The 25,296-nt window shown below is 72.4% G+C and carries 30 protein-coding genes and 1 tRNA gene; 15 read left to right on the top strand and 16 right to left on the bottom strand.

Going from position 1 to position 25,296, the window contains the following annotated elements:
- The first annotated feature begins 84 nt into the window (after nt 1–84).
- Both ABD126_RS21425 and ABD126_RS21420 read left to right on the top strand, forming a co-directional pair.
- Complete coding sequence (locus tag ABD126_RS21425; RefSeq protein WP_343935642.1) at nt 85–519, top strand: Fur family transcriptional regulator; 435 nt, start codon at nt 85–87, stop codon at nt 517–519.
- Entirely contained in the window at nt 516–1,964 is a 1,449-nt protein-coding gene (locus ABD126_RS21420) for a catalase (RefSeq protein WP_343935641.1), read from the top strand. The genes ABD126_RS21425 and ABD126_RS21420 overlap by 4 nt, the downstream gene beginning before the upstream one ends.
- Before the next feature lie 110 nt (nt 1,965–2,074).
- Here the strand turns inward: ABD126_RS21420 and ABD126_RS21415 are convergent, their stop codons facing one another.
- Complete coding sequence (locus ABD126_RS21415; RefSeq protein ID WP_343935640.1) at nt 2,075–3,142, bottom strand: alpha/beta hydrolase; 1,068 nt, start codon at nt 3,140–3,142, stop codon at nt 2,075–2,077.
- Nucleotides 3,143–3,219: 77 nt separating this feature from the next.
- Here ABD126_RS21415 and ABD126_RS21410 point away from each other — a divergent pair, with 77 nt between their 5' ends.
- The 3 genes from ABD126_RS21410 to ABD126_RS21400 all read left to right on the top strand — a co-directional run bounded on the left by ABD126_RS21410 (nt 3,220) and on the right by ABD126_RS21400 (nt 4,818).
- Nucleotides 3,220–3,780: an NADPH-dependent FMN reductase gene (locus ABD126_RS21410; RefSeq protein ID WP_343935639.1), complete on the top strand. Its 561-nt coding sequence runs from the start codon at nt 3,220–3,222 to the stop codon at nt 3,778–3,780.
- A gap of 127 nt (nt 3,781–3,907) precedes the next feature.
- Nucleotides 3,908–4,330, top strand: coding sequence for an organic hydroperoxide resistance protein (locus ABD126_RS21405; protein ID WP_343935638.1), 423 nt, complete (start codon nt 3,908–3,910; stop codon nt 4,328–4,330).
- An 11-nt stretch (nt 4,331–4,341) separates the two neighbouring features.
- The gene (locus tag ABD126_RS21400; protein ID WP_343935636.1) at nt 4,342–4,818 is read left to right on the top strand and encodes a Dps family protein; all 477 of its coding nucleotides are present in this window, start codon (nt 4,342–4,344) and stop codon (nt 4,816–4,818) included.
- 428 nt (nt 4,819–5,246) lie between these two features.
- Here ABD126_RS21400 and ABD126_RS21395 read toward each other — a convergent pair whose 3' ends face one another.
- Genes ABD126_RS21395 through ABD126_RS21385 form a run of 3 tightly spaced genes read right to left on the bottom strand, consistent with a single transcriptional unit; the run spans nt 5,247 to nt 8,093 of the window.
- Nucleotides 5,247–7,055, bottom strand: a complete 1,809-nt coding sequence (locus tag ABD126_RS21395; protein ID WP_343935635.1) for a prolyl oligopeptidase family serine peptidase — start codon at nt 7,053–7,055, stop codon at nt 5,247–5,249.
- Entirely contained in the window at nt 7,052–7,849 is a 798-nt protein-coding gene (locus ABD126_RS21390; RefSeq protein WP_343935633.1) for a class I SAM-dependent methyltransferase, read from the bottom strand. Before ABD126_RS21390 ends, ABD126_RS21395 begins: the two co-directional genes overlap by 4 nt.
- Nucleotides 7,842–8,093, bottom strand: coding sequence for a hypothetical protein (locus tag ABD126_RS21385; RefSeq protein WP_343935632.1), 252 nt, complete (start codon nt 8,091–8,093; stop codon nt 7,842–7,844). The genes ABD126_RS21390 and ABD126_RS21385 overlap by 8 nt, the downstream gene beginning before the upstream one ends.
- 284 nt (nt 8,094–8,377) lie before the next feature.
- Between ABD126_RS21385 and ABD126_RS21380 the strand changes: the two genes are divergently transcribed.
- A complete protein-coding gene (locus tag ABD126_RS21380) occupies nt 8,378–8,770 on the top strand; it encodes a hypothetical protein (RefSeq protein WP_343935631.1) in 393 nt (130 codons plus the stop codon).
- A gap of 46 nt (nt 8,771–8,816) precedes the next feature.
- Here ABD126_RS21380 and ABD126_RS21375 read toward each other — a convergent pair.
- Nucleotides 8,817–8,893 (bottom strand) — tRNA-Pro (locus ABD126_RS21375).
- A 42-nt stretch (nt 8,894–8,935) separates the two neighbouring features.
- Complete coding sequence (locus ABD126_RS21370) at nt 8,936–9,895, bottom strand: metallophosphoesterase (protein WP_343935629.1); 960 nt, start codon at nt 9,893–9,895, stop codon at nt 8,936–8,938.
- Between the two features lie 64 nt (nt 9,896–9,959).
- On the opposite strand from ABD126_RS21370, the gene ABD126_RS21365 reads away from it, so the two are divergent.
- Nucleotides 9,960–10,427 (top strand): GatB/YqeY domain-containing protein, encoded by a 468-nt coding sequence (locus ABD126_RS21365; RefSeq protein ID WP_343935628.1) that lies wholly within the window; start codon nt 9,960–9,962, stop codon nt 10,425–10,427.
- Between the two features lie 96 nt (nt 10,428–10,523).
- On the opposite strand, the gene ABD126_RS21360 is transcribed toward ABD126_RS21365, so the two are convergent.
- Nucleotides 10,524–12,983, bottom strand: coding sequence for a transglycosylase domain-containing protein (locus ABD126_RS21360; RefSeq protein WP_343935627.1), 2,460 nt, complete (start codon nt 12,981–12,983; stop codon nt 10,524–10,526).
- Between the two features lie 258 nt (nt 12,984–13,241).
- Here ABD126_RS21360 and ABD126_RS21355 point away from each other — a divergent pair, with 258 nt between their 5' ends.
- Nucleotides 13,242–13,529 (top strand): WhiB family transcriptional regulator, encoded by a 288-nt coding sequence (locus ABD126_RS21355; RefSeq protein WP_121223621.1) that lies wholly within the window; start codon nt 13,242–13,244, stop codon nt 13,527–13,529.
- On the opposite strand, the gene bagB is transcribed toward ABD126_RS21355, so the two are convergent.
- From bagB to ABD126_RS21335, 4 genes are read right to left on the bottom strand one after another with little or no spacing between them, the layout of a single operon-like run.
- On the bottom strand, nt 13,530–14,651 hold the full coding sequence (bagB, locus tag ABD126_RS21350; protein ID WP_343935626.1) for an ATPase BagB: 1,122 nt from the start codon (nt 14,649–14,651) through the stop codon (nt 13,530–13,532).
- Complete coding sequence (gene bagA, locus ABD126_RS21345; RefSeq protein ID WP_343935625.1) at nt 14,648–15,640, bottom strand: ATPase BagA; 993 nt, start codon at nt 15,638–15,640, stop codon at nt 14,648–14,650. The genes bagB and bagA overlap by 4 nt, the downstream gene beginning before the upstream one ends.
- Nucleotides 15,641–15,683: 43 nt before the next feature.
- Entirely contained in the window at nt 15,684–15,935 is a 252-nt protein-coding gene (locus ABD126_RS21340) for a hypothetical protein (protein WP_343935624.1), read from the bottom strand.
- Between the two features lie 4 nt (nt 15,936–15,939).
- Complete coding sequence (locus tag ABD126_RS21335) at nt 15,940–16,209, bottom strand: hypothetical protein (RefSeq protein ID WP_343935623.1); 270 nt, start codon at nt 16,207–16,209, stop codon at nt 15,940–15,942.
- Between the two features lie 393 nt (nt 16,210–16,602).
- Here ABD126_RS21335 and sp36 point away from each other — a divergent pair, with 393 nt between their 5' ends.
- From sp36 to ABD126_RS21315, 4 genes are read left to right on the top strand one after another with little or no spacing between them, the layout of a single operon-like run.
- Nucleotides 16,603–16,758, top strand: a complete 156-nt coding sequence (gene sp36, locus ABD126_RS21330) for a Sp36 family protein (protein WP_121223613.1) — start codon at nt 16,603–16,605, stop codon at nt 16,756–16,758.
- Nucleotides 16,755–17,213, top strand: a complete 459-nt coding sequence (locus tag ABD126_RS21325; protein WP_343935622.1) for a RidA family protein — start codon at nt 16,755–16,757, stop codon at nt 17,211–17,213. The genes sp36 and ABD126_RS21325 overlap by 4 nt, the downstream gene beginning before the upstream one ends.
- A gap of 1 nt (nt 17,214) precedes the next feature.
- Nucleotides 17,215–17,817: a hypothetical protein gene (locus ABD126_RS21320; RefSeq protein WP_343935621.1), complete on the top strand. Its 603-nt coding sequence runs from the start codon at nt 17,215–17,217 to the stop codon at nt 17,815–17,817.
- Nucleotides 17,818–17,854: 37 nt separating this feature from the next.
- Nucleotides 17,855–19,126, top strand: a complete 1,272-nt coding sequence (locus ABD126_RS21315) for a hypothetical protein (RefSeq protein ID WP_343935620.1) — start codon at nt 17,855–17,857, stop codon at nt 19,124–19,126.
- A gap of 92 nt (nt 19,127–19,218) precedes the next feature.
- Here ABD126_RS21315 and ABD126_RS21310 read toward each other — a convergent pair whose 3' ends face one another.
- Both ABD126_RS21310 and ABD126_RS21305 read right to left on the bottom strand, forming a co-directional pair.
- The gene (locus tag ABD126_RS21310; protein WP_343935619.1) at nt 19,219–20,118 is read right to left on the bottom strand and encodes a Gfo/Idh/MocA family protein; all 900 of its coding nucleotides are present in this window, start codon (nt 20,116–20,118) and stop codon (nt 19,219–19,221) included.
- Between the two features lie 4 nt (nt 20,119–20,122).
- Nucleotides 20,123–20,479 carry a hypothetical protein gene (locus tag ABD126_RS21305; RefSeq protein WP_343935618.1) on the bottom strand — a complete coding sequence of 119 codons (357 nt, stop codon included), beginning with the start codon at nt 20,477–20,479 and terminating at the stop codon, nt 20,123–20,125.
- 69 nt (nt 20,480–20,548) lie between these two features.
- Here ABD126_RS21305 and ABD126_RS21300 point away from each other — a divergent pair, with 69 nt between their 5' ends.
- Together ABD126_RS21300 and ABD126_RS21295 are read left to right on the top strand one after the other, a co-directional pair.
- The gene (locus ABD126_RS21300) at nt 20,549–21,313 is read left to right on the top strand and encodes an NUDIX hydrolase (RefSeq protein WP_343935734.1); all 765 of its coding nucleotides are present in this window, start codon (nt 20,549–20,551) and stop codon (nt 21,311–21,313) included.
- Nucleotides 21,310–22,065, top strand: coding sequence for an MBL fold metallo-hydrolase (locus ABD126_RS21295; RefSeq protein ID WP_343935617.1), 756 nt, complete (start codon nt 21,310–21,312; stop codon nt 22,063–22,065). The genes ABD126_RS21300 and ABD126_RS21295 overlap by 4 nt, the downstream gene beginning before the upstream one ends.
- Here the strand turns inward: ABD126_RS21295 and ABD126_RS21290 are convergent.
- A complete protein-coding gene (locus ABD126_RS21290; RefSeq protein WP_343935616.1) occupies nt 22,051–22,341 on the bottom strand; it encodes a YybH family protein in 291 nt (96 codons plus the stop codon). The genes ABD126_RS21295 and ABD126_RS21290 overlap by 15 nt on opposite strands.
- 113 nt (nt 22,342–22,454) lie before the next feature.
- Here ABD126_RS21290 and ABD126_RS21285 point away from each other — a divergent pair, with 113 nt between their 5' ends.
- The gene (locus tag ABD126_RS21285) at nt 22,455–22,778 is read left to right on the top strand and encodes a winged helix-turn-helix transcriptional regulator (protein WP_343935615.1); all 324 of its coding nucleotides are present in this window, start codon (nt 22,455–22,457) and stop codon (nt 22,776–22,778) included.
- On the opposite strand, the gene dnaN is transcribed toward ABD126_RS21285, so the two are convergent.
- Together dnaN and ABD126_RS21275 are read right to left on the bottom strand one after the other, a co-directional pair.
- Nucleotides 22,761–23,861 carry a DNA polymerase III subunit beta gene (gene dnaN / locus ABD126_RS21280; protein WP_343935614.1) on the bottom strand — a complete coding sequence of 367 codons (1,101 nt, stop codon included), beginning with the start codon at nt 23,859–23,861 and terminating at the stop codon, nt 22,761–22,763. The genes ABD126_RS21285 and dnaN overlap by 18 nt on opposite strands.
- A 77-nt stretch (nt 23,862–23,938) precedes the next feature.
- Nucleotides 23,939–25,177, bottom strand: a complete 1,239-nt coding sequence (locus tag ABD126_RS21275; RefSeq protein ID WP_343935613.1) for an MFS transporter — start codon at nt 25,175–25,177, stop codon at nt 23,939–23,941.
- Between the last annotated feature and the right edge of the window lie 119 nt (nt 25,178–25,296).

The following is a 25,296-nucleotide window of genomic DNA, read 5'->3' as shown; positions in this document are numbered from 1 at the left end:
CGGTACATCTTCACCGGGCGGGCAATGTCTTTAATGAATCGTTTTCTTGACTTACTCCAGAAAACGTGGTGCAGTGGAGGAGCCATGACCCCAGGACCACGTGAGCTGCTCAAGGACGCCGGGCTGCGCGTCACCGCGCCCCGGATCGCGGTGCTGGAGTGGCTCGCCGCACACCCGCACGCCACGGCCGAACAGGTCGCGGAGGGCGTGCGGGCCCGGTTGGGCAGCGTGTCCACGCAGGCCGTCTACGACGTGCTGCACGCGTGCTCGCGCACCGGTCTGCTGCGCCGCATCGAACCCGCGGGCAGCCCGGCGCGCTACGAGACGCGGACCGGTGACAACCACCACCACCTCGTGTGCAGGCGGTGCGGTCGGACCGAGGACGTCGACTGCGTCCACGGCGCCGCGCCGTGCCTGCGCCCCGCCGACCCGTCCGGCTTCGCCGTCGAGGAGGCCGAGGTCCTGTTCTGGGGGCTGTGCCCGGACTGCCAGTCGACCGCGAAGGAGTTCCCCCGGTGACCGAACCGCGTCACACCACCAACAACGCGGGCATCCCGGTGGCCAGCGACGACCACTCGCTGACCCTGGGCCCGAACGGGCCGATCCTGCTCCAGGACCACTACCTGATCGAGAAGAACGCCCAGTTCAACCGCGAACGCGTCCCCGAGCGCGTCGTGCACGCCAAGGGCGGCGGGGCGTTCGGGTGGTTCGAGACCACCGAGGACGTCAGCCGCTACACCAAGGCCGCCCTGTTCCAGCCGGGCGTGAAGACCGAGACGCTGCTGCGCTTCTCCACCGTCGCCGGCGAACTCGGCTCGCCCGACACCTGGCGCGACCCGCGCGGCTTCGCGCTGAAGTTCTACACGACCCAGGGCAACTACGACCTGGTCGGCAACAACACCCCGGTGTTCTTCCTGCGCGACCCGATCAAGTTCCCCGACTTCATCCGCTCCCAGAAGCGCCGCGCCGACACCGGCCGCCGCGACCACGACATGCAGTGGGACTTCTGGACCCTCCAGCCGCAGACCGCGCACCAGGTGACGTGGCTGATGGGCGACCGGGGCATCCCGCGCACGTGGCGGCACATGAACGGGTACGGCTCCCACACCTACCTGTGGGAGAACGCGGCCGGCGAGAAGTTCTGGGTCAAGTACCACTTCAAGACCGACCAGGGCATCCAGAACCTGACCTCGGCGGAGGCCGCCCGCGTCGCCGGCGAGGACGCCGACGCGCACCGCGCCGACCTGTGGCACGCCATCGAGCGCGGCGAGTTCCCGTCGTGGACGCTGTACGTGCAGGTCATGCCGTACGCGGAGGCCGCGACCTACCGGTTCAACCCGTTCGACCTGACCAAGGTGTGGCCGCACGCCGACTACCCGCTGGTCAAGGTCGGCAAGCTGGTCCTGGACCGCAACCCGGCGGACTACTTCGCCGAGATCGAGCAGGCCGCGTTCGAGCCGACGAACCTGGTGCCGGGCATCGGCACGTCCCCGGACAAGATGCTGATCGGCCGGATCTTCTCCTACCCGGACGCGCACCGGTACCGGATCGGGGCGAACTACGCGCAGCTGCCGGTGAACCGCCCCAAGTCGCCGGTGAACTCGTACGCCAAGGACGGCGCGATGCGCTACACCAACGCGTCCGACCCGGTCTACGCGCCCAACTCCTACGGCGGCCCGCACGCCAACGCGGTGGCGGCCGGCGAGACGGTGTCCGCGTACGGGGCGGAGGACGAGGTCGTGCGCTCGGCGTACCGGCTGCACGCGGAGGACGACGACTTCGGCCAGGCGGGCACCCTGATCCGCGAGGTGTTCGACGACGCCCAGCGCGCACGCCTGGTGGAAACCGTGGTGGCGCACGCGTCCAACGGCGTCTCGGCACCGGTGCTCAAGCGGGTGTTCGAGTACTGGCGCAACATCGACAAGGAGATCGGCGACAAGATCGCCGGCGCGTTCGGCGAGTAGGCCGCTCGACCGCCGTGGCGGGCGTGCCGCCGCCGTGTTGGGCGAGTGGCACAGCAGCAGAACCGACGAGGAGGGCCGTCCTCACCGCGAGCGAGGGCGGCCCGGTCGCGTCAGGCCGTTTCCGGGACCTCCTGGCGGGCGTTCGCCAGGGCCAGGCCCGTGCGCAGCGCGCCCACGGCCTCGGCCACCGCCTCCCGGAACACCCCGCCCACGCCGAGGATGTTCGCGTACCCGTGGAACAGGCCCTCGTGCCGCCGCAGCACCACCGGGACGCCCTGCGCCGCGAGCTTCTCCGCGAACGCCTCGCCCTCGTCGCGCAGCGGGTCGAAGCCCGCCGTCGCCAGGTACGTCGGCGGCAGGCCGCTCAGGTCCTCCGCCAGCAGCACCGACAGGCGCGGGTCGGCGTGGCTCTCGCGCGACGGCGCGTAGTGGTCCAGGAACCAGTCCATCTTCTCGTCGGTCAGGAAGAAGCCCCGGCCGAACAGCTCGCGCGACCGCCGCCGCACCGTCGCGTCCACCGCCGGGTAGAACAGCAGCAGGAACACCGGCTTGGCCACCCGCGCGTGCAACGCGGTCACCGCCGCCAGGTTGCCGCCCGCGCTGTCACCGCCCAGGGCGATCCGCGCCGGGTCCACCTTCAACCCCGAAGCGTTCGCCACCGCCCACTCGAACGCGGCCTGCGCGTCGTCCGCCGCCGCCGGGAACGGGTGCTCCGGCGCCAGCCGGTAGTCGGCGGACAGCACCCGCACCCCGGCCGCCACGGCCAGGAACCGGCACAGGTTGTCGTGGCTGTCGAGATCACCCGAAACCCACCCGCCACCGTGGTAGAAGACCAGCAGCGGCGAGCCCTCCGCGAGGCCGTGCGGCGTGTAGAAGCGGCCGGGCACGCCGTCCATGTCCACCGCGCGGACCGTCACGCCCTCCACGACCGGGCCGCTGACCAGCGCGTTGCTCCGGGTCAGGGCGGTGCGGTTGGCGGCCGGGGTGGTCGTCGTCCACTCCTCGCCGGACAGTTGCTGCAGGCGCAGGATCAACTGGGCCTCGGGGTGCAGGCGCTGCCCGTCCAACACGATCGGGCGACCGATCACCAGGTCGCGCAGCGGCCGGGGCAGGCTGAACGCGAACCGCAGGACGCCGGCGACCAGACCGGGGGGAACCGACTCGGCGAGCTTCGACATGAGACGCACGTTACTAGCGGGTAGGTCCCGAAGCCAGGAGTGGACCTCCAGCTAGGTGGAGGTGGCAGGATCGGGGCATGACGGTCACGGTGGTGGGCATCGGCGGGTCGCTCCGCCCGAACTCGCAGTCCGAGCGCGCGATGCGCATCGTCCTCGACTCGGCGGCGGACGCGGGCGCCAAGGTCATCGAGGTGGCCGGCCCCGACCTCGTGCTGCCGTTCTACGACCCCGCCGTCCCCGACCGCCCCGCCAACGCCCGCCGCCTGGTCGACGCGCTGCGGGTCGCCGACGGCGTGGTGCTGGTCTCGCCGGGCTACCACGGCACGGTGTCCGGCCTGGTCAAGAACGCCCTCGACTACATCGAGGACCTCCGCGAGGACGAACGCCCCTACCTGCACGGGCGCGCGGTCGGCTGCATCGCCGCCGCGCACGGCTGGCAGGCGGCCGTCACCACCCTCACCGCGCTGCGCTCGATCGTGCACGCCCTGCGCGGCTGGCCCACCCCGCTGGGCGCCGCGATCAACTCCCGCCAGGTCGACTTCGACCTCGAAGGGGGCTGCTCGGATACCACGGTCGCGGACAATTTGCGCACGATCGGGCGACAGGTGGCGGAGTTCGCCGCGTCACAAGTCCGTTAAGCGGTTCTACTGGGCGGGTACTTCTGCGAGGGGCGTGAGCTGCCACACCAGCGGGTGTGGTTCGGCTTCGGCCGGGTGTTGGGGTGATCGGAAGCTCCAACCACCAGCTCAAAGGAGAGCGTTCACCATGCAGGTGCTCTACACGGCGGAGGCGACGGCGGTCGGCGACGGGCGCAACGGCGAGGTCCGGTCCTCGGACGGCGTCATCGACGAGCAGCTCGCCGCTCCCAAGGAGCTCGGCGGCCCCGGCGGCGACAAGACCAACCCGGAGCAGCTGTTCGCGGCCGGTTACGCGGCGTGCTTCCACAGCGCGCTGAAGCTGGTCGCGCGGCACGGCAAGGTCGCCCTCGGCGAAACCACCGTGACGGCGAAGGTGAACCTCGGGCCGAACGGCAACGGCGGCTACCTGCTGGCCGTCGACCTGCACAGCCACCTCCCGGGCGTGACCCAGGACGTGGCCGAGGACCTGGTCGCCAAGGCGCACCAGGTGTGCCCGTACTCCAACGCCACGCGCGGCAACATCGAGGTGGCGCTCACCGCCACCGTGTGAAGGAGGCGTCCATGAGCAAGTCCCCGATCACCAGCCCGCTGTCCGAGTCGGACAAGAAGTCCGTCGGCGCGGTGCTCCAGGCGACGCTGGTCGACCTCATCGACCTGTCCCTGGTCGCCAAGCAGGCGCACTGGAACGTGGTCGGCAAGAACTTCCGCAGCGTGCACCTCCAGCTGGACGAACTGGTGACCACCGCGCGCACCTACACCGACGAGGTGGCCGAACGAGCCGCCGCCCTCGGCATCTCGCCGAACGGCAAGGCCAAGACCGTGGCGTCGGCGTCGGGCGTGCCGGAGTTCCCGGACAACTGGCTCAAGGAGGACCAGGTCGTCGCGGCCGTGGTCAGCGCGCTGGCCAAGCTCATCGAGCGGCTGCGGGCGCGGATCGACGAGACCGACAAGTCGGACCTGGTCACGCAGGACCTGCTGATCGAAATCACGAAGCAGCTCGAACAGGCCCACTGGATGTGGCAGGCCCAACAGGCCTGAACAGCCGGAACGGGGACCTCGCCTCGCAGGACGTCGGATCGGCGTCCGGCGGGGCGTTCCGGCTTTCTGGCGCTTCTAGCGCTTCTAGCGCTTCAAGCGGTCGCGCTGGCGCGCTTTCAAGCGATCGCGCTGGCGCGCTCTCAAACTTAAAAGCGGGCTTGGGAGGCCTCCAGTGGGGGAAGGGCTGCGTGTTCCCCACCGCATGACCTGGCGGAGCCAACCACAGATTGCCGGGGTCGGTCGAAAAACTTTTGCTCGTTCCTCGCAAAACTTTTTGGCCCGACCCCGGAAATCTGTGGTAGCCCTTCGGGCAGGTCATACGGTGGGGAACACGGAGCCCCTTGTGGCTGGGAGCCAGCCCGCCGCGCGGAGCGCGGCGAAGAGCCGCGCTCGCGCGGGAAGCGGCGGTTGTGGTGTGCGTTCCGTCGTTAGAGGACGCGGCGGGCGAAGGCCACTTCGGCTGCCGTTTGCCGGATCGTCTCCGCGACCACCAGCGAACCGTGGCCCGCGTCGTAGCGGTACACCTCGTACTCCGCGCCCCGGGCCGCCAGGCGGTCCAGGTAGTTGTCGATCTGGCGGATCGGGCAGCGGGGGTCGTTCTCGCCGGCCAGGACCAGGACCGGGGCCCGGACCGCGTCCACGTACGTCAGCGGTGAGCACTCGCGGTAGCGGTCGGGGACCTCTTCCGGGGAGCCGCCGAACAGGGCGCGGTCGAAGGCGCGCAGCGGTTCCATCTCGTCCTCGTAGGCCGCCAGGTAGTCGGCGACCGGGACGCCGGCGATGCCCGCCGCCCACCGCTCCGGCTGCGTGCCCAGGGCCAGCAGGGTCAGGTAACCACCCCACGACGCGCCGTTGACCACGCACTTCGCCGGGTCGGCGAAGCCCGAGGACACCGCCCAGTCGTGGACCGCCGCCACGTCCTCCAGCTCCGTCAGGCCCGGCCGGCCCTCGATCGCGTCGCGCCACTTCGAGCCGTAGCCGGTGGAGCCCCGGTAGTTGACGTGCACCACCGCGAAGCCCGCGTCCAGCCACACCGCCCGGTACGCCGAGAACCGGTCCTCGTCGGCCGCGTGCGGGCCGCCGTGCAGGCTGAACACCGTGGGCAGCGGGCCGTCGCCGGCGTCCTGGGGACGGGCGACCAGGGCGTGCACGTCACCGACGAACACGTCCTCCAGCCCGACCGACGGGGGAGCCTTGTGGCCCTGCGGGGACAGCAGCACGCGCTCGTCGCCGTCCACGTCCAGCACGCGCACCACGCCCGGCTGCGCGGCCGAGGACCACGAGTACTCCACGGCGCCGTCCGGGCGGACGTTCGCCGACCCGACCGTCCCGTGCGGAGTGTCCAAAGCGGACAGGTTTCCGGTGCTCAGGTCGTAGCGGTGCAACGTGTTCCGCGCCTGGAACGTGTGCACCACCAGGAGCGCGGACGCGTCCTCGTACCAGTCGGCGCTGATCTCGCCGGGCAGGTCCACCGCGATCTCGGTCTCGGTGTCCGCCTCGACGTCCCAGATCAGCAGCTCCTCCCGGCCGCGCCGCTCGTGCAGCACCAGCAGGCGGTTGTCGCCGCGCACCGGGCTGAACGCGATCGCGTCCAGGCCCTTGCCGGGGCCGTCCCACTTCTCGGCGACCTTCGTGCCGTCCGGGGTCACCACGCGCAGCGCCGCGTGCCGGTTGTCGCCGTGCTCGGAGTGCGCCAGGGCGATGAGCGTCTCGTCCTTGGACAGCGCGGCCACGCCGCCGTCGTTCTCGTGGGCGTAGACGACCGTCGCCGGGCCGCCCGACCGGGACACGTACACCGCGGTCCCGTCGTCGGTGGACGTCCCGACCACCACGACCTCGTGCCCGATCTCCAACCCCGCCGGGTACGCGGCGGGCACGCCCTCGACCGCGGCCTCGACCTGCCCGCCGGGCTTGAACGGCTCACGCACCCACACGCCGAACTCGTCGCCGTCGGTGTCGTCGAACCACCAGATCTGCTCGCCGTCCGGGCTCAGCGCCGCGTGGGACGTGCCGTTCGGGCGGTCGGTGACCTTGCGGTGGGTGTCCGCGCCGCGGTCCCACGCGTAGATCTCCCACACGCCGCTGGAGTTCGACAGGTACAGGCTGCGGTCCGGCGCGTCGTCCGCCCAGCCGGGCAGGCTCACCCGCGGCGCGGTGAACCGGTCGCGCCAGCGGGCCTCGGCCTCGGGGTCGTCGAACAGCGGCTCGGGAACTTCGGCGGTCGGGTGCGTCGTCACCCCTCCGATCCTGCCGGCTGCCGCGCGGTGACCAGGTGGTAGTCCACGAGACCGCGTTCCGCGGCGCGCAACCAGCCGCGGTCCCAGTGGTCGCGGTGCGGGCCCTGCGCGAGCCACCGGTCCAGGCCCGCCCACACGTGCGCGCCGATGCTCTCCGCCCGCACCTCGGCGAACCCGGCCGCGCGCAGGTCGGCCAGGAAGCCCTCGACGGTGTGCGGCAGGTCGAGGCCGTTCGCGAACGACTCCAGCAGGTCCGCCAGCTCGGGGCCGGCGCCGGGGGCGGCGAAGAACGTCGTCACCGCGAGCCGCCCGCCGGGCACGAGCACCCGCGCGCACTCCCGCGCGAACCCGGCGAGGTCCTCGAAGTGCTGCGCCGCCTCGACCGACAGCACGCGGTCGAAGGAGTCGTCGGCGAACGGGAGGTCGTCCGCCGCCCCGGTGCCGAAGTTCGCGTCCGGGGTGTTCCGCCGGGCCCGCTCGACCTGCTCGGGCACGAGGTCGACGCCGTGGACGAGCCGCGGCCCGCGCGCCAGCACCTGCCGCGCGCCGACGCCCTGGCCGCAGCCGACCTCCAGGACGCGGTCGTGCGCGGTGACGTGGAGGGTGTCCAGGACCGTGTCGTACAGGGCCCGCTGGGCGGCGACGCGCTGCTCGACGGTCAGCTCGCCGTCGAGCGGGACGTCCCGCCAGTACCCGAAGTTGATGAAGCCGCCCGCGAAGACGTGCAGGGTGGCGAGGTCGCGCTCGCCGTAGGTCCGCCGCCGGACCTCGGCCCGGGTCGCCTGATCAGCCATGCTCCCGATGGTGCCGGGTCCCCCGGTCCAGCTCCTCCTCGAAGATCCGGTCCATCCTGCGCGAGGCGCGGGTGAGGGCGGACACGGCGAGCCCGAGCAGCGCGACCGCGAGCCCGGTGACCAGGCCCGCGACGGGGGTCGCGACCACCGTCACGACCGCGGCGGCACCGAGGCAGACCACCGCCCAGGCGGCGAAGCGCACCCAACCGGTGGAAGTGGGTTTCGTCGCGGAGACGGTGCCCATGGGTGACTCCTCTACAGCATCTGGGCCGACGCGCTGTCCCGCGTTTCGCGTCGATCTCGCCGCCCGTTACGTAACGTGAGTTGAAATATCAACCTTCATTCGTAATTGTTAACGGTAAGTGACTATTGCTCGCGTGTCTTACTACGTTAGGTCATGTTCCGGCTACTCGACTCAAGGTTCACTCCATCGTGTGGCGCTGTGCGAGCGGCCACCCAGCGGCGTAACGCGGTCACGGAGCGCTCCGACACCGCAACCGTGACCCCGACCGAAGGGACCCGCCACCCATGAAGCGCCCGGCCGCCACCGCGTTCGCCCTGCTCGCCCTGACCGCGTGCACGCCGTCCACGTCCGCCACCCGGCCCGCCGACACGTCCCCGCCGTCCACCAGGACGACCGAGGCGTCCCCGCCCGCCGGCACCACCATCGCGCCACCCCCGGCCGCGCCCACGACGAAGACGTGCACCGTGCCGGACGTGGTGGGCATGGTCCACCAGACCGCCCAGGACACCATGCAGGCCGCCGGCCTCTACCGCCTGCGCGAGGAGGACGCCACCGGCCAGGGCCGCGTGCTCGTCATGGACCGCAACTGGACGACGACGGCCCAGAGCGTCCCCGCGAGCTCGGTCGTCGACTGCGCGACGGAAGTCCTGCTGTCGGCGAAGAAGATCGGTGAGTAGCCAACGACGAAGGGGCTGCCCGATGCTCTCGGACAGCCCCTTCGGCTGGTCGGGGTGACAGGATTTGAACCTGCGACCTCTTCGTCCCGAACGAAGCGCGCTACCAAACTGCGCCACACCCCGCCTCTCGCCCGGCTCCCCTCGGGGAACCGAACGAGGAGAACTCTACCTGACGTTCCCGCCCACTCCGAACCGGGTATCCCTTTCCGCCGCGGACGCCGTCTGACCTGCGTCGACGGGACGCGGGACGAGGGTGAGCAGGCTCGCCTCCGGCGGGCAGGCGAAGCGGACCGGCGCGTACGGCGACGTGCCCAGGCCGGCGGAGACGTTGAGCCACATGTGCGCGCCCCACCGGGAGACGCCGCGGGCGCGCGAGCGGTCCAGGTCGCAGTTCGTCACGATCGCGCCGTAGCCCGGCAGGCGGAGCTGACCGCCGTGGGTGTGGCCCGCCAGCACCAGGTCGTAGCCGTCGGCCGCGAACGGGTCCAGCACGCGCGGCTCCGGCGAGTGGGTGACGCCCAGGCGCAGCGCCGCGTCCGGGACGGGGCCCGCGATGTCGGCGTACCGGTCGCGCTTGAGGTGCGGGTCGTCCAGGCCCGCCGCGAAGACCGGCTGGCCCGCCACCTCGAACGTCCGGCGCTCGTGGGTCAGGTCCAGCCAACCCCGCTCGACCATCGCGGCCCGCAGGTCGCGCCACGGCAGCGGGATGCCGTGGATGCGCTTGGTCTTCGCCGACGGCAGCAGGTAGCGGGCCGGGTTCTTCGGGCGCGGCGCGTAGTAGTCGTTGCTGCCGAACACGAAGACGCCCGGGCGGTTGAGCAGCGGGCCCAGGGCGCGGATCACGGCGGGGACGGCCTGCTTGTGCGCCAGGTTGTCGCCGGTGTTCACCACGAGGTCGGGTTCCAGCTCGTCCAGCGCGGCGACCCAGCGCTGCTTGGACTTCTGGCCCGGCAGCATGTGCAGGTCCGAGATGTGCAGGACGCGCAGCGGCGCGGAGCCGGGCGCGAGGACCGGCACGGTCGCCTGGCGCAGGGTCCAGTGCCGGCGTTCGATGCCCGCCGCGTAGGCGAGCGTGGCCGTGCCGAGGGCGGTCGTGGCGAGCAGCGTGCGGCCGAGCGTGTTCACGTCTTCGAGGGTAGGGGGTTAACCGGTTCGGGGTGCGCACCGGTGCCCGGTAACGTTTGCCCACATGGCGGAGCTGAAGGCGCGGTTGCAGGCGGATCTGACGGCGGCGATCAAGAATCGGGAGACGGTCCGGGCGGGTGCGCTGCGGATGACGCTGGCCGCGATCACCACCGAGGAGGTCTCCGGCAAGGCCGCGCGCGAGCTGACCGACGACGAGGTGCTCAAGGTCATCACCCGCGAGGTCAAGAAGCGGCGCGAGGCGGCCGAGGCGTTCGCCGGCGCCGGGCGCGCCGAGCAGGCCGAGCTGGAGCGGTCCGAGTCGGCGGTGCTGGAGGACTACCTGCCGGCCCAGCTGTCCGACGACGAGCTGGCCGCGATCGTGGCCGAGGCCGTCGCGGAGGTCGAGGCGCAGGTCGGCGCAGCCGCCGGCCTCCGGCAGATGGGGCAGGTCATCAAGGCCGCCAACGCGAAGGTCGCGGGACGCGCGGAGGGCGGCCGGGTCGCGGCGGCGGTCAAGGCGAAGCTGGCCTGACGGCCCCTTGCGGACCGGCGGAACACGAGCCGCCCGGCCCACGAGACCTGCGGAACGCGAGCCGCCCGCCACGGGAAGTGGCGGGCGGCTCGTCCGCTATCGGCCCGGCGGGTCGGTCGGCAGGGTGATCTGCGGCGGGTCGGTCGGTCTGCCGTTGCCCGGTGGTTGCGGATCACCCGGCGCCGGCGGGTTCTCGGTGTTCGTCTCGGTCGGCGCCGGCGGCGGCACGTAACCCGTCGACACGAGCAGCGTGACCACCGTGCCGCGCAACGCGGAACCGCGCGGCGTCTGGCCGACGACCGTCCCCTTGGGCTGCCCGGAGTTCCGGTTGGACACCGTCACCTTGTAGCCGGCCTCCTCCAGGATCCGGGTGGCGTCGTTGACGTTGCGGCCGACGACCTCCGGGATCTGGATCTCCTTGCCGCCCTTGAGGTAGCGCTCCTCCACCGGAGGCAGCTCGCGGCGCGGCAGTCCTTCGTGGACCTTCGTCATGGTCCCGAACCACGTGCGCGCCGGAACCGTGCCGCCGTAGATGTCGCCCTCGCCGCACAGCCTCGGCGGGCCGCCGTTCACGCAGATGCCGCGCGGGCTGGTGCCGTCGTTGAACGTCTGCACGGCGCCCGCGAAGTCCGGGGTCGCGCCGATGAACGCCGCCGACTTGTAGTCCTCGGTGGTGCCGGTCTTGCCGATCACCGGCCGGTCCCAGTTGACGCCCTTGGCCGCCGCCGCCGCGGTGCCCTGGCCCTGGTCGTCCTTGCTCATGCCGGCCGCCAGGCCGTTCGCCAGGCCCTCGGCCACGACCTGCTCGCACGGCGCCTCGTTCACCGGCACCGGCTTGCCGTTGCGGTCGGTCACCTTCCCGATGGGCGACGGCGGGCACCACATGCCGCCGCTGATGATCGTCGCCGCCACGTTCGCCAGCTCCAGGGTGGACACCGGCGCGGGCGACAGGGTGAACGACGCGTTGCCGCCGTTGGCCTTGTAGAACTCGGTCTGCGACACCCGCAGGCCCTGCTCCTTGGCCTTCGGGTTGGGCCGCTCGCCGGCCAGGTTGGTCGCCATCGTCTCGCGCATGCCCAGCCGGGACGCCATGTCCACCACCGGGTCCATGCCGAGCTGCTCCTCCAGGATCACGAACCCGGTGTTCGGCGAGGTCTGCAACGCGGTCTGCAGGTTCATCTGCGGCGGGTAGTTCGACGTCGCGTTGCCCAGGCAGTACCAGCGGGTGCCCGGCTCACCGGTCGGCGGGCACTTGTCGCCGCCGCCCTTGAACACCCGCGACACGTGCGAGTTCGGCGTGGACATCATGTTCTCGATGCCCATGCCCTTCTCCAGGGCCGCCGCCGCGGTGAACACCTTGTAAACAGAGCCCGCGCCGAACTTGTTCTCCACCCCGGACGGCAGGTCGTAGGTGGTCTGGAACTGGTCCGCCTTCAGGCCGTAGTCGCGGTTCGCGACCAGCGCCAGCACCTCGTGCCGCTCGCGGCCCGGCCGCACGACGGCCATCGTGTTCGCGATGCCCTCGGTGTCCTTCGCGACCTGCGCCTCCGCCGCCGCCTTGGCGTGCGAGGTGATCGTCCGGTCCAGGGTGGTCTGGACGGTGTACCCGCCGGTCTTGAGCTGCTCCAGGCTGAACCCGTTGCGTTGCAGGTAGGTCACCACGTACGAGCAGAAGAACCCGTTCTCCGGGCCGGCGCCGACGCACCCGTTGGGCGGGGTGCGGACCGGCGTCGCGAGGCCCAGCGGCTCCTTCTTCGCGGCCTCGGCGGCGTCCTTGGACAGCTTGTCGTTCTCGACCATCTTGTCGATGACCTGGTTGCGCCGCTCCAGCGCCTTCTCCGGGAACGCCTCCGGGTTGAGCGCGGACGGGCTGTTGACCATGCCCGCGAGCACCGCCGCCTGCGGGACGGTCAACGCGTCGGGCGTGGTGTTGAAGTACGCCTGCGCCGCCGCGGAGATGCCGTAGATCGTTGAACCGAACGGTACGACGTTGAGGTAGCGGGCGAGGATTTCCTCCTTGCCCAGTTTGCGTTCCAGTTGCAGGGAAATGCGCGCTTCCCGGGCTTTGCGCGCAATCGTCTGCTCCTGCGCCTTCTGCGCCTCGACCTGGTTGTTCCGCGCGACCACGTGGACCAAGTAGTTCTTCACGTACTGCTGGGTGAGCGTGGAGGCACCCTGCGTCACCGCGCCGCTGACCTGGTTGGTCAACCCCGCGCGGATCGTGCCCCGCCAGTCCACGCCCTGGTGCTCGTAGAACCGCCGGTCCTCGACCGAGACCAGCGCCGCCTTCATCGTGGGCGAGATCTTCTCGGGCGGGACGAGCACGCGGTACTGGTCGTACAGGTACGCGATGGGCGCGCCGTCCTTGTCCGTGATCGTCGTGATCAGCGGCGGGTCGGTGGTGACCAGGTCGGCGGAGATGCTGTCGACCGTGTCGCTGGCTCTGTTCGACACCAGACCCAGCGAGCCCACGACGGGGAACATCATGCCCGCGAGGAGCACCCCCGCGAGCAGACACAGGCCGAGCAGTTTGAGCACGCCGTTCCTGGCCCTCATGCAGGTCAGGTTACCCAGGACACATCCAGGTGAGACGGGTCGCGGGCCATTCATCACCCTGGATGAGTACGAGTACTCAAGACAGGTAACAGGTGGGCAACCCAGGGTTGGAGGTGGAACCGGAAGGCTCTACAGTCCGTCACTGTCCAAGACAGCAGCCGATGGCACGACCACTCGATGGTGAGCCTACGGCATCCGCGGCAGGGGTGTGGCGGATTTCTGAAGAGTCTGGGCACTGTGTGAACTGAGGTGGGGGTTATGCAACAGGGGGATTGGCGGATCAAGGCTTCGTGCCGTGATGAAGAGCCGGACCAGCTCTTCGTCCGGGGTGCGGAGCAGCGCAAGGCCAAGGTGGTGTGCCTCGGGTGCCCGGTGCGCACCGAGTGCCTTGCCGAAGCCCTGGACAACCGGATCGAGTTCGGCGTCTGGGGCGGCATGACGGAACGGGAGCGTCGCGCGCTCCTGCGCCGGCGGCCCGACGTCACGTCGTGGCACGAACTCCTGGACACCGCGCGCCAGGAGCACCGGGAAGCGAAGGTCGGGTAGTCACTCGCCCGCGAGCCGCCGGCCGATCTCGTGCAGGCCGTCCAGGTCGTGCACGTCGGTCGGCAGCGCGGGCACCCCGACCAGGGGTACAGCCGGGTGCGCGCGGGTGAACCGCGCCAGCAGTCGCCGCTCCCGATCGGCGACCGCCACGCGGTCCGCGTGCACCCGCAAGACCGCAGCCGCCAGGGGGGCGTCTCCCGAACGCTCCAGCTTCTCCGCGGCGGCCAGCGCGCCCGGTGCGGGCAGGGACGCCAGCACCGGGTGCGTGCGGTTGGCCACCAAGCCGTTGATCGGCATGTCCTCCGCGGACAGCCGTTCCACGAAGTAGCTGGCTTCCCGCAGCGCGTCCGGCTCGGCCGCCGCGACCACCAGGAACCCCGTACCCGGTGAGCGCAGCAGGTCGTAGGTGGCCTGGGCGCGCTGCCGGAAGCCGCCGAACATGCTGTCGAAGGCCTGCACGAACGTGGACGCGTCGTGCAGCAGTTGGCCGCCGACGATGGTCGAGACGGCCTTGGTGAACAGGCCGAACCCGGCCCCGACGATCTTGCGCAGGCCCAGGCCGCCGGCCCGCGCGGGCGCCGACAGCAGCCGGATCAGCTTGCCGTCCAGCACGGTCGAGAGCCGCTGCGGCGCGTCCAGGAAGTCCAGGGCGCTGCGGCTGGGCGGCGTGTCCACGACGATCAGGTCCCACTCGTCGCGGGCCACGAGCTGGCCCAGCTTCTCCATCGCCATGTACTCCTGCGTGCCGGAGAACGACGTGGAGATCGTCTGGTAGAAGGGGTTGGCCAGGATCTGCTCGGCCCGCTCCCGGCCCGCGTGCTGCCACACCATGTCGTCGAACGTGCGGCGCATGTCCAGCATCATCGCGTGCAGTTCACCCTTCGGGGCGAACCCGTCGACCTTGACCTCGCGCGGGTGGTTGTCCAGCTCGCGCAGGCCCAGCGACTGCGCCAGCCGGCGCGCCGGGTCGATGGTGAGCACGACCGTGCGGCGGCCCCGTTCGGCGGCCCGCACGGCCAGCGCCGCCGCGGTGGTGGTCTTGCCGACCCCGCCGGAGCCGCAGCACACCAGGACCCGGGTCGCCGGGTCGTCCAGCAGCGCGTCGACGTCGAGCCGGTTCACCGCACACCCCGCCCGACCAGCACCTCGGCCAGCTCGTACAGCGCGGCCACGTCCACCCCGTCGGTCAGCTCGGGCAGCTCCACCGACGGCAGGTCGGCCTCGGCGAGCAGCTCCTTGGCCTGGTGCTCCATCCGCACCCGCGCCGCGTGCTCGACGGCCTGGTCCACCAGGCCGTGCAGCACGTCCTCGGCCACGTCCAGACCGGCGGCCTCCAGCCCCGCGAGCAGGCGGGCCTCGTCCACCCGGCCCTCGGCGGCGGCGGCGATCGACCGGGCGGGCAGCCGGGGCGGCCGGACCCGGTTGACGAACACCGCGCCGGGCCGCAGGTCGGCGGCGTCCAGCTCGGCGACCGCGTCGAGGGTCTCGCGCACCGGCATCTCCTCCAGCAGGGCGACGAGGTGGACGGCGGTGTCCCCGGAGTGCAGCAGGTTCACCACGCCCTCGCTCTGGCCCTTGATCGGTCCGACCTTGGCGAGGTCGGCCATGGCCCGGGTGACGTCGAGGAAGCGCACCACGCGGCCGGTGGGCGGCGCGTCCAGCACGACGGCGTCGTACTCGTGCCGACCCGTCTTGCCGGCGCGCCGCACGCACTCCTTCACCTTGCCGGTGAGCAGCACGTCCCGCAGGCCGGGCGCGAGGGTGGTGGCGAACTCGATCGCGCCCATCCGGCGCAGCGTCCGCCCCGCGAAGCCCAGGTTGTAGAACATGTCGAGGTACTCAAGCAGCGCCGCCTCGGGGTCCACGGCCAGGGCGCGCACCTCGCCGCCGCCGGGCGCGGACGCGATCCGCTCCTCGGCGTAGGGCAGCGGCGCCCGGTCGAAGAGCTGGGCGATGCCCTGCCGGTTCTCGACCTCGACGAGCAGCACCCGCCGCCCGCCGGTGGCCAGGGCCAGCGCCAGGGCCGCGGCGACGGTCGTCTTGCCGGTGCCGCCCTTGCCCGTGACGACGTGCAGCCGGGCGCGGGTCAGCTCGTCGGTCCAGCCGTTCACCGGATCAGCGTATGCGCGTCCGCCTGAGAACCGCCTGGCACGGTCAGTCCATCAGCGTGATGAAGGCCACCGCCATGGCGGTCGCGGCGACGGTGCCCCAGGCCGCCACCGAGGGGAGCCAGTAGGCGATCAGAACCGCGACGAGCCCGACGACGGCGAGGCCGACGAGACCGGCCCGCCACACGTCGGCGCCCCGGGCGTGCTTGCGGTCCCGCGCCTGCGCCATCGCGACGAGCACGAGCACGAGGCCGCCCACCACGAAGGCGCCCGTCGCCACGATCCGCCAGGTCTCCACTCGATCAAGGTAGCGCCGAATCGCCTGGCCGGGCAGGGTTCACCCAGACGAGGGTCGTCCCGATCTCGTGCCCCTCCTCGAAGTACTTCAGCGAGCTCGCCGCGTCCTTCGTGAGCATCCGGAACTCGCCGGACACCGCCGCCACGTCGGCGTGGTCCTCGAACTCCATGCCCCACGCCGCGACCCACTGCTCGTCCTCGTCCCCCTGCACCACGGCGAACAACCGCGGCGCGAGCCCGCTCACGTCGAGCCGGCCCCCGTCCACCCCGCTCACACAGCCCCCTTGCCTCTCGCAGCGATCGCAGGACACGGCGCGCGTCCTGCGAACATGACGTTACCAGTGGTACGGGGGGTCGAGGGGGAATCGATCGGGTGGTTCGCGTCGGCGGCGGCCTCGGCGACGTCGTCGGCCGGGACAAGATCGTCACCGGCGCGGGCTGCGGGACGTGGTGGCGGCGATCGCCGAGACGCGGACGTTGATCGACCGGCTCACCCGTGCCGGCTCACCGTGCCGGCTCAACGGGGCCGGCTCACCGGGGCCGGCTGAACGGGCTGGCTCACCCGGGCTGGCGCGGCGGGCCGGCGCGGCGGGCCGGTGGAGCTGGTGAACGGTCTCGTTGGCCGGACCTGACGCGGCGGCCCGAGCGGTCCGGCTAGGCTCCCCGGCATGCAGAAGTGGGAGTACGCCACCGTCCCGCTGTTGATCCACGCCACCAAGGCGATCCTGGACCAGTGGGGCGAGGACGGCTGGGAACTGGTCACCGTCCTGCCCAACCCGTCGGGTGAGCAGCACGTCGCCTACTTGAAGCGGCCCAAGGCATGAGCTGGCGGGCCCGCCTCGCGGAGCTGGGCGTCGAGCTGCCGCCGGTCGCCGCGCCGGTCGCCGCCTACGTGCCGGCCGTGCGGTCCGGGAACCACGTCTACACGTCCGGCCAACTGCCGTTCGTGTCCGGTTCGCTGGCCGCCACCGGCAAGGTCGGCGGTGACGTCAGCCCCGAGGAGGGCAAGGCGCACGCCCGGACCTGCGCGCTCAACGCGCTCGCCGCGATCGACGACCTGGTCGGCCTGGACAAGGTCGTCCGGGTGGTGAAGCTCACGGGGTACGTGGCCTCCGCCGAGGGGTTCACCGGGCAGCCGGCCGTGGTCAACGGCGCGTCGGAGCTGCTCGGCGAGGTCTTCGGGGACGCGGGCAAGCACGCGCGCGCGGCGGTCGGCGTGGCCGAGCTGCCCCTGGGCGCGCCGGTCGAGGTGGACCTGATCGTCGAAATCGGGGAGTGAGATGTCGGACACGTGCCACGAGCTGTTGCTGCGGCTGGCCGGCCGCCTGCCGGACGACGTGCTGTGGCGGTTCCGCGACTGGGCCGCGTCCGACGCCGTCGTGGTGCTGGCCCGCGCCCTGCCCCGCACGTTGCTGCACGACCGGGTCGGGCTGACCGACCACGAGCAGCGCCTGCTCGCGGAGGCCCTCGTGCCGCACGGCGCCGATCTTTCCTCGATCAGTTCTGTCAAGGGACTGGACGAGGAGCCCGAACCCGGTTACACATTCACCCCGGAATCACCCGAACGGGTGTTGATGGGAGATTCCGCGACCGCGGTGCTCGGCGCGACCCTGCGCGGGCGCCCCGGGGTCGGCGAAGTCCGGTCCTCGTGGCGTCGGGGTCCGGGTGGGACCAGGAGGCTGATCCTGGTCACGGCCACCTCCGGGTACGCCCGGCTGGCAGGTGAACTCCAGCGGGTGCTGCGGGCGTTGGGCGAGCACGACCCCTGCGTGGAGGTCCTGCCCGCCGGATCGGACCTGCCGCCCTACCACCGGGCGGCTCTGGCGGCTTCGGAGCTGGTGTGCACCGGTGCCGAGGCCGACGGGCACCTGGTGCCCGTGTAGACCCGTCGCAGCCGCGCGGGCCGGAAGGAGAGCAGGCGTGACGAACGACGGAGTGGGGCTTCCCGTCCGTTTACACGACCTCCTGTTGGCGTTGGCCGGACGCGTTGACGACGACGCGCTGACCCAGGCCCGGGAGCTGCTGGCGGTCGCCGAACTCGACCGCGCGGTCGAGCTGGTCGTGGGCTGCCTGCTGGCGGGTCGGATCCCGGTGTCGGTGGACGAGAGACGCGAGATCGGCTGGCTGCTCGGCGAGGTCCGCTCGGACGTCGCGCTCGCGGACCGGCTGTTCGCGGTCGAGCAGGTGCCCGTGCCGCGGCACCGGTTCACCGTCGAGTCCGACCCGGCGGACGGCCTGGCCGAGGTGCTGGGCAAGACCCTGTCGGTGCTGCCGGACGTGCGCTCCGTGCGGGCGACGTGGCGGTCCACCCCGGCGGGCGCGACGCCCGGCCCGCTGCCGCAGCGGGTGCTGCTGGTGGACATCGGCCCGTCCGGGTTCGCGCCCGCGACGGCGTACCGGGTGGACGGCGTGCTGCGCCGGGCGGGGATCCGCGCGGTGGTCGAGGTGCTGACCGTGGGGACGCCGATGGGCGAGTACCACGCGGCGGCGTCGTCGACGGCCCGCGAGGTCTTCTTCCAGTCGGCGCCGGTGCCACCGCCCGCGGCGGCCGGGGCCACGTGGTTCGACGGCGAGGTCCGGGACGGGGCACCGGTGGTCGAGCCGGAACCGGTGCCCGCGGAAGCAGAACCCGGCTCCACGTCGAGGCGCTCCCGGGCGGAGTCGTTCGAGGGCGCGCAGCCGTTCCCGCCGAAGCCGGTGAAGCGACTGCCCGTGCGCGAGGTCGAGGAGCCGGTGGAGGAGGTCCCCGCGACCCCCGTCGCGCCGGAACCCCCGGCGGCTCAGGCCGAGCCGGTCGCCCCGGTCGCCCCGGCCTCGGAGGAACCCCCGCCGCCGCCGGACCCGCGCCCGGAACTGCCGTCCCGGACGCGCGCCGAGGACCTGCCCAAGCGCGCGTCCCGAGCGGACAAGCGCAACCGCGTCGAGGAACCGCCGGTGTCGCGCACCGAGGAGACGACGGAGCTGAACCCGGACGACCTGGCCGCGCTGCAGGCGGCCCTGGCGGACGGCAACGCCCCCGCGTCGGTGCACCTGCCGCCGACCGTGGACGCCAAGCTGAGCGACCGCGAGCGGGCCCTGTTGCAGCAGCTGCACGAGGAGTTGGCGCAGCGGGAGCAGCAGTCGTGGCCGGGCGGCGGGCCGGAGTACGTGAACGGCGTGCCCAAGCCGAACAACGGCAAGTACCCGGGCTGAGAGCCGGAGCGGAGCGCCGGACCGTCCCACGGTCCGGCGCTCCCGCACGTTCTGGACGGTCCGGCGCTCCCGCACATCTGGCCCGCCCGTGGTCAGACGCCTGCCTTGCGGCGGGCCTCCTCGATGATCCGTTGCAGGTGCAGGCCGCGGTGGACGTCGCAGCGGTGGGTGGTGGTGCCGCTGTCGACCATCGCCACGAAGTCGTCCAGCAGGTTCGTGTAGCACTGTTGCGCGCTCGTCCCGCGGTCCGCGAGCTGCCGGTAGCCGTGCTCGCCGAACACGCTCACCTCGACCACCGGCGGGTTCAGCGGCAGGGACATGGTCAGGGTCGCCGTGCTCGTCGCGCCGCCCTCGTGGGCCAGGGCCAGCTGCCACAGGCCCGCCGCCGACCGGTGTGCGCTGATCACCTCGGTGATCGTCCCCAGCGCCGCGTCCAGGATGTCGAACGCGTGCGGTCCGATGTCGTCGATCGGACCCCGTTCGTGCCGCCACGGCGAGCCCGAGAACGGGCCGTCCAGCAGCGCGCCGGTCAGCCACCGGGCGGTGCCGCCGACCCACCCGCCGGTCTGCCGCAGCTGCGCCAGCTGCTCCTCGGTCTCCGGCGCGAACCGCCGGGTCAGCACCACCAGCGACGCCACCCCCGCGTCGGCGACGGCGTCGGCCAACCGGGCCGCGTCGTCCACGGTGGACGCGATGGGCTTCTCCAGGACCAGGTGCTTGCCCATCCCGGCCGCCTTGGTCGCGATCTCCGCCTGCACCTCCGGCGGCACGGCGAACGCGACCGCGTCCACGGCCGCCAGCAGTTCGTCGGGGTCGGCGGCGACCGACGCCCCGTACGACTCGGCCAGCTCGGCGGCGGCTTCCGGGCGGCGGGCCCACACCGTGGTCAGGCGGGTTCCGGGGTGGTCGGCCAGGCCGGGCGCGTGCACCAGCTTCGCCCACGGTCCGGCTCCGACGAGTCCTACGCGCAACTGTTCGTCCACGACACCCATACTTTCATCGGCCGCCTACGTAAGTCGAGGCGGGCACGAAGATCCGGCCGCTGTTGCCGAACCGCAGCTCGACGCCGTCCGCCTGCCGCACCACCTCGGGCGAGTGGCCCCACCCCGCGGGGACCTCGACGACGTGGCCGTGGTCCTCGGACCCGCCCAGCCACACCTCGTACTCCGGTGCGCCGAGCAGCGTGTCCACCTCCTTGACCCAGACTCCCGGATCGCCGGGGTCGGCGCTGATCGTGTCGCGGCTGGGCAGGAAGGCGAGCACGGCCAGCACCGCCGTCATGCCGGTGCCGACGACCGCGCCGAGCACGAACAGCAGCACGTTGAGCAGGCAGCCCTTCTTCGCGGTGTCCACAGCGGATCATCCTCGTCGTAGGCTCGGGTCGTGCGCGAACTCCCCGAACAACTGGTCCTGCCGGCGGGCATGGTGCCCGACGTCGTCCCCGAGGTGCCGGTGGCGCCGCGTGACGCCGCGACCGTCGTGCTGGTCCGCGACGCCGACACCGGGTTCGAGGTGTTCCTGCAGCGGCGGGTCCTGGGCATGGCGTTCGCGGGCGGGATGACGGTCTTCCCCGGCGGCGGCGTGGACCCGCGCGACGCCGACACGTCCGTGGCGTGGACCGGGCCCGAGCCGGAGTGGTGGGCGCAGCGGTTCGCCTGCTCGACGGAACTCGCGCGCGCACTGGTGTGCGCGGCCGTGCGGGAGACGTTCGAGGAGTCCGGCGTGCTGCTCGCCGGGCCGTCGGCGGACACCGTGGTCGCCGACACGTCCTCCTACGCCGCCGCGCGCGAGGCGCTGGTGGCGCGGGACCTGTCGTTCGCGGAGTTCCTGGCCGGCGAGGGGCTGGTGCTGCGCGCCGACCTGCTGCGGCCGTGGGCGAACTGGGTGACGCCCGCCGAGGAGCCCCGCCGGTACGACACGCGGTTCTTCGTCGCCGTGCTGCCCGGCGGGCAGAAGGCGGACGACGTCACGTCGGAGGCTTCGGACGCGGGCTGGCAGCGGCCCGCCGAGGCGTTGCAGGATTGGCAGGAGGGCCGGCGGCTGCTGCTGCCGCCCACGTGGGTGACGTTGTCGGAGCTGGCCGAGTTCCCGGGGGTGGCGGACGTGCTGGCGGCGCCGCGCGAGGTGGAGAAGATCATCCCGAAGCTGGTGCGGGACGGCGACGCGGTCCGGGTGGTCGTGCCGTGACGCCGACGTACGGGCAGTTGCGCGAGGTCACGGCCTTCGCGTCGGTCGTGCTCGCGGAGAACCCCGGCGTGATGACGCTGGAGGGGACGAACACGTGGCTGCTGCGCGCGCCCGGCGCGGAGTCGTGCGTGGTGGTCGACCCGGGTCCGCTGGACCGGGCGCACCTGGAGCGCGTGGCGTCGTTCGGTCCGGTCGACGCGGTCCTGCTGACCCACGGGCACCCCGACCACTCGGAGGGCGCGGCGGAGTTCGGCCGGTTGGTCGGCGCGCCGGTGCGGGCGGGCAACCCGGCGCTCGGCACCGAAGGCCTCGCCGGCGGTGACGTGGTGGTCGGCGGCGGCCTGGAGATCCGCGTCGTCGCGACGCCCGGGCACACCGACGACTCGATGAGCCTGCTGGTCGAGGACGCCGTGCTGACCGGCGACACCATCCTCGGGCGCGGCACGACCGTGCTCGACGGCAAGCTGCGCGACTACCTGGAGTCGCTCAAGGTCCTCGCCGACCTGCCGCCCGGGACAGTCGTCCTGCCCGGTCACGGCCCCGAGCTGCCCGACGTGGGCACGGTCGCGCGGGCCTACCTCGCGCACCGGGAGGAGCGGTTGGCGCAGGTGCGGGCGGCGGTCGAGCGGCTCGGCGGCGAACCGACCGCGCGCCAGGTGGTCGAGGTCGTGTACGCGGACGTCGACCGGTCGCTGTGGGCCGCCGCCGAGTGGTCGGTGAACGCGCAGCTGGAGTACCTACGCGACGCCTGACGGGTTGTCGATCACGTACCGCCAGCCGTCGGGACCCCGGCGGGCGACGTCGGTGGCGGTGCCGGTGACCTCGCCCAGCCGCCAGTCCACGACGAGCAGGGCGATGTCGCCGTTGACCAAGACCTTGCGGGGGCTGACCTCCATCTTCGCGTCGAGTTCGAGGTGCCCCGCGAGGACCTCGGGTTCCGCGCCGGGTTCGTAGAGGGACGACGGGTCGCCCTGGTTGAACAGCTCGGCGAACAGGGCGGGCAGTTCGTGCGGTGTCTGCGCGGGCATGGGACCGACGCTAGGGAGGCGTTTCGTGACCAACCAAACGGTGAGCTGCTGTGTCGGATGGCGCGCCTCCGGCGCGCGGTGGTGGTCGGGCGGAGGAGTGGGGTGAACGAGTGGTGAGCTACCTGGAGGTCGACCGGCCGACGGCGGAGTGTCCGGTCGAGGTCACGTTGCACGCGTTGCGCGGGCGGTGGACGACGTTGGTGGTGCGGGAACTGCTCGGCGGTGCCCGCACCTACAGCGAGTTGGCGGCGGCGTTGGCCGTGTCGGACAAGGTGCTGGCCGACCGGTTGGCGCAGCTGGTCTCGTGCGGGGTGGTGGAGCGGTCGCGGGTGGCCGGGTGGCCGCCGCGGGTGAGCTATGCCCTGACCCCGCGCGGGCAGGCGTTGCGCGGGGTGCTGGACGCGCTGTGGGAGTGGGGGTCAGTGGACCGTGCGTAGCGGCACGACCAGGTACTTCAGCTCGATGCCGTCGTCGGCCGCGGGCGCGGTGAGGACGGTGGAGCGCAGACCGTCCTGGATGCGCAGCTCGACCCGCCGCCCGCTGAACGCCTTCAGCGCGTCGGCCAGGTAGCGGGCCTGGAAGGTCTTGGTCACCCGGTTGCCCTCGGTGGTGGCCTTGACCGACTCCTCGGACTCCCCGGTCTGCGGGTCGCTGCCGCGCACGCGCAGCTCGGAGTCCTCCACGTGCAACGTCACGGACCCGTGCGGGCCGGAGTAGGGGGTCGCCCTCCTCACGGCGCCGGCCAGGGCGTCCGCCTCCACAACCACGGTGCTGTCGATGATGGCCTCCAGCAGTGTGCGGGCTCTCTCGTCGGGGAACGGTGCGGCCAGGAGCGCGGTGCTGACGCTGCCGCCCGGCCAGGACAGGGCGATGCGATCTTCGTCGGCGTGGATGGTCACGACAGTGTGCTGCGGAAGGCGCGACACGTCAGCCATCAGGGCGGCCGGCGCTAGGACGTTCAGGGAACCTTCAGGCGACCACGGGACGGTCGCGTACGCCATCCGGTAGCGGTCCGTGGCGATCAGCTCGACCCGGTCACCCGAGCCGGTCATGCGGATGCCGGTGAAGATCGGCAGGACGTCGTCCTTGGAGGTCGCGCTGGCGACCGGGACCAGCGCGGCCTCCAGGACGTCGGACGGGATCTCGCCGGCCTTCGGCGGCAGCCCGGGGACGCCCGGGTGGGTGGCGAGGTCGAGCAGCGGCAGGGCGAAGCGGGCGGTGGTGGTGCGGATCGCCAGCCGCGACCCCTCCACCACCAGCCGGACCCGCGGGTCGTCCAGGCCGCGCAGGGTGTCGGCGAACGGCTTGGCGGGCACCAGCGCCGCGCCGTCGGTGTGGGTGGTGGCGGGCCGGTGCAGCCGCACGGCCCGCTCCCGGTCGCTGCCCGCCAGCTCCACCCCGGTGCCGTCGGCGCGCAGCACGAGGCCCGCGAGGACGGGGTCGAGCACCCGGGTGGGCAGCAGGCGGGCCACCTCGGTGGCGGCGGCGGCCAGGTCGGCGGTGGTGGCGGTCAGGTCCATGCCGGGGACGCTATCGACGGGGTACGACAATTCCCGCCCGTCGGCTGGGGACACGAAAGGGTGAACCCGCGCCGGGTTCAGCGCGACACCAGCTCCAGCTCGTCCTGCCGGGGCAGCGGCGCGCCGGCGGCCACGGTGCGGCGGAACGCCCACACCAGGGCCGCGACCAGCAGGCCCGCGCCGGCCGCCGCCACGAAGGCGGTCCCGGTGCCGTGCGACTCGACGAGCTGGCCGCTGGCCGACTGCCCGATCGCCAGCCCCACGGTCACCGCGGTCACGACCCACCCGAACGCCTCGGTGGCCGTGCCCGCCGGCGCGACCTGTTCGATGGCGGCCGAGTGCGTGGTGGCCTGCGGCGTGATCAGCGTGCCCACGACCAGCAGCGCCGCGCCCAGGCCGAGCAGCGACGTCGGCACCGCCAGCAGCACCGACAGCAGCGCGAACCCGCCCAGCAGCACCGGCAGCCGCAGGTGCATGGCCCGCGGGAACGGGCGCATCGCGTACACCACGCCGAACAGCACCGAGCTGACCGACCAGACGCTCAGCAGCAGACCGCCCAGGCCCACGTGACCCGCGTTCGCCGCGGCGGCCGGCACGGCGACCTCGATGAACCCGATCGTCACACCGAACCCGAGCGCGGCGAGCGCGACCGTCCGCATGCCCGGCGACGCCAGCGCGCCCAGCAGGTTGCGCCGCACCGGTTCCGGCCGCACGCCGCGCACGGTCGGGTTCAACGCGAACCACAGCGCGCCGACGACCATCGACGCCGCGCCGACGACCACGCCGGTGCCCGCCCACGGGGCCGCGACCAGCAGACCGGACAGGCCCGGTCCGAGGATGAAGAAGACCTCCATGCTGATCGCCTCGTAGGCGTACCCGGCGAGCCGCGCCGACCCCGGCGGCAGCATGTGCGCCCACAGCGCCCGCGACGCCGAGCCCACCATCGGCTCGGTGAACCCGACCGCGAACGCCAGCGGCACCAGCACCGCCAGCGCCGCGCCGGCTTCGACGGCCGTCACGGCGAGGGTCACGAACACCGCGAACAAGCCCACCGCGGTCAGCAGCGGCCGGGTGGGGCCGAGGCGGTCCATCAGCCTGCCCTGCACGATCGACCCGACCGCGACACCGACCAGCGAGGCCGCGGACACCAGGCCCGCCGCCGCGAACGAGCCCGTCTCGCGCTGCACGTAGAGCAGCAGCGACAGGCCGACCATGGCGATGGGCAGCCGGGCGAGCAGCGACGCGACCACCGGGCCGCGCATGCCGGGGGTGGTCAGGGCGGTGCGGTAGTCGGAGAGGCGGGCAGAGTGGGACATGTGTACCAGTATGCACGTCTTTGGTACGCCCGTACCAGCTTTTTACCGGTTAGGTCGGTCACCGGGGCCTGGAAGGTTGCGATTCGGTTACAACAATGGGATGACCGGGTGAAACCATG

Origin of the sequence: Saccharothrix mutabilis subsp. mutabilis, from assembly GCF_039521145.1 — a bacterium.
In the GTDB taxonomy this organism is placed as follows: domain Bacteria; phylum Actinomycetota; class Actinomycetes; order Mycobacteriales; family Pseudonocardiaceae; genus Actinosynnema; species Actinosynnema mutabilis.
The sequence above is the reverse complement of the archived record's forward strand: the minus strand, read 5'-3'. Positions and strand labels throughout refer to the sequence as shown.